Raw genomic sequence first — 3,334 nt, forward strand, 5'->3', positions numbered from 1 at the left:
GTGGGGCCTTAGCTCAGCTGGGAGAGCGCCTGATTTGCATTCAGGAGGTCAGGAGTTCGATCCTCCTAGGCTCCACCAACGCCTTTTTGAAAGAAAAGTCGGTTACAATTTTGATCTACTAAAGAGAGTATTCGTTTTGCGAGCTTTGTTCTAAGGCTTGCTTGTTCTGTGACATTTTGAAGAGAAGACATAATTGGCCGCATCTGGCGCCAGTTCCTTAGGGGATTGCCGGATGTGTCAGCTAGCCAGTTACCAATGCCCGCCAGGGTATTGATCGGGGGCGCTTGACCGCTGCCCCGCCATTTATGTCTCATGAACTGGTCTAGACATACATTTTGTATGTCTTTGATACATTAATTTGTATCTGCAGCATGATGATTGAGCGTTTGACGTTTGATTGTTGTGTAGCAACCAAAAAAGCATCTGACATATGTTGGATGCGCCAAGTTGAAATCAAGCTTTGCTTTTGTTGGTTCGTAAATGGATGTTTTTAACAAAGCATCTTTTATGATTATAGCTAATGAGAGTGATCAAGTGTCTTAAGGGCATTTGGTGGATGCCTTGGCGACTAGAGGCGATGAAAGACGTGATACGCTGCGATAAGCGTCGGTTAGCTGCGAATAAGCTTTGATCCGACGATTTCTGAATGGGGCAACCCACACCGTAAGGTGTACCCGCAAGGGGGCAAACCCGGGGAACTGAAACATCTAAGTACCCGGAGGAAAGGACATCAACCGAGACTCCGTTAGTAGTGGCGAGCGAACGCGGACCAGGCCAGTGGCTATAAATTAAGAACCGGAACAAGCTGGGAAGCTTGACCTTAGTGGGTGATAGTCCCGTACGGGTAGAAAGATTTATAGTCCTCGAGTAGGGCGGAACACGTGAAATTCTGTCTGAACATGGGGGGACCACCCTCCAAGCCTAAGTACTCCTAGTCGACCGATAGCGCACCAGTACCGTGAGGGAAAGGTGAAAAGTACCCCGACGAGGGGAGTGAAATAGTACCTGAAACCGAATGCCTACAAACAGTTGGAGCCCAAGATTTGTTCTGGGTGACAACGTACCTTTTGTATAATGGGTCAGCGACTTAATTTAATGAGCAAGCTTAAGCCGATAGGTGTAGGCGTAGCGAAAGCGAGTCTGAATAGGGCGACATAGTTCTTTGGATTAGACCCGAAACCGAGTGATCTAGCCATGAGCAGGTTGAAGGTGCAGTAACATGCACTGGAGGACCGAACCCACGAATGTTGAAAAATTCGGGGATGACTTGTGGCTAGGGGTGAAAGGCCAATCAAACTCGGAAATAGCTGGTTCTCCGCGAAATCTATTTAGGTAGAGCGTCCTGTGAATACTCCTGGGGGTAGAGCACTGGATGGGCTATGGGGGCTCACCGCCTTACTGATCCTAACCAAACTCCGAATACCAGGAAGTACTGCAGGGCAGACACACAGTGGGTGCTAACGTCCATTGTGGAGAGGGAAACAACCCTGACCGCCAGTTAAGGTCCCTAAGTTATGGCTAAGTGGGAAAGGATGTAGAGATCCCAAAACAACCAGGATGTTGGCTTAGAAGCAGCCATCATTTAAAGAAAGCGTAACAGCTCACTGGTCTAAATAAGGGTCTCCGCGCCGAAAATGTACCGGGGCTAAAGCCATACACCGAAACTGCGGGCTTGTCTTTGACAAGCGGTAGCGGAGCGTTCTGTAAGCTGATGAAGGTGGACCCGTGAGGGCTGCTGGAAGTATCAGAAGTGCGAATGCTGACATGAGTAACGATAAAGAGGGTGAGAGACCCTCTCGCCGAAAGTCCAAGGGTTCCTGCGCAACGCTAATCGGCGCAGGGTTAGCCGGCCCCTAAGGCGAGGCCGAAAGGCGTAGTCGATGGGAACGGGGTTAATATTCCCCGGCCAGTGGGTAGTGACGGATGCCGTGTATCGTATCTCCTTATTGGATTGGAGATGCGGTGAAGGTGTTCCTGGAAATAGCTCCCACGCTAAGACCGTACCCTAAACCGACACAGGTGGACAGGTAGAGTATACCAAGGCGCTTGAGAGAACTGTGCTGAAGGAACTCGGCAAATTGCTCCCGTAAGTTCGCGAGAAGGGAGCCCAATATGAAGGCAACTTTGTATTGGGGGCACAGAATAGGGGGTTGCGACTGTTTATCAAAAACACAGGGCTCTGCGAAGCCGCAAGGCGACGTATAGGGTCTGACGCCTGCCCGGTGCTGGAAGGTTAAGAGGAGTTGTGCAAGCAGCGAATTGAAGCCCCAGTAAACGGCGGCCGTAACTATAACGGTCCTAAGGTAGCGAAATTCCTTGTCGGGTAAGTTCCGACCTGCACGAATGGCGTAACGACTTCCCCGCTGTCTCCAGCACAGACTCAGTGAAATTGAATTCCCCGTGAAGATGCGGGGTTCCTGCGGTCAGACGGAAAGACCCCGTGCACCTTTACTACAGCTTCACACTGGTATTCGTGATGACATGTGTAGGATAGGTGGTAGACGTTGAAACCCAGGCGCCAGCTTGGGTGGAGTCATCCTTGAAATACCACCCTTGTCCTCATGGATATCTAACCGCGGTACTACAATATCCGGGACCGTGTGTGGCGGGTAGTTTGACTGGGGCGGTCGCCTCCCAAATGGTAACGGAGGCGCGCGAAGGTAGGCTCAGAGCGGTCGGAAATCGCTCGTTGAGTGCAATGGCATAAGCCTGCCTGACTGCGAGAGTGACAACTCGAGCAGAGACGAAAGTCGGTCATAGTGATCCGGTGGTCCCTCGTGGAAGGGCCATCGCTCAACGGATAAAAGGTACGCCGGGGATAACAGGCTGATGATGCCCAAGAGTCCATATCGACGGCATTGTTTGGCACCTCGATGTCGGCTCATCACATCCTGGGGCTGGAGCAGGTCCCAAGGGTTCGGCTGTTCGCCGATTAAAGTGGTACGTGAGCTGGGTTCAGAACGTCGCGAGACAGTTCGGTCCCTATCTGCCGTGGGTGTAGGAATATTGAGAGGATCTGTCCCTAGTACGAGAGGACCGGGATGGACGTACCTCTGGTGGACCTGTTGTGGCGCCAGCCGCATTGCAGGGTAGCTATGTACGGAAGGGATAACCGCTGAAGGCATCTAAGCGGGAAACCCACCTTGAAACGAGTATTCCCTTGAGAGCCGTGGAAGACCACCACGTTGATAGGAGGCATGTGGAAGCACAGTAATGTGCGAAGCTGAGCCTTACTAATAGCTCGATTGATCTTGATCACTCCCATTAAGCTATAATCATAAATGGTAACTCATAAAGTTGCCTAAAACTAAACAACGCAAAGCATCAACTTGGA

At 51.1% G+C, this 3,334-nt stretch carries 1 tRNA gene and 1 rRNA gene; both read left to right on the top strand.

The window, feature by feature from the left end:
- Positions 1-2 precede the first annotated feature (2 nt).
- Positions 3-78 (top strand) — tRNA-Ala (locus BMZ51_RS22985).
- 450 nt (positions 79-528) lie between these two features.
- Positions 529-3,259: ribosomal RNA gene (locus BMZ51_RS22990) — 23S ribosomal RNA — on the top strand.
- Positions 3,260-3,334 lie beyond the last annotated feature (75 nt).

This window comes from Pseudovibrio axinellae (assembly GCF_900110875.1).
Taxonomy (GTDB): domain Bacteria; phylum Pseudomonadota; class Alphaproteobacteria; order Rhizobiales; family Stappiaceae; genus Pseudovibrio; species Pseudovibrio axinellae.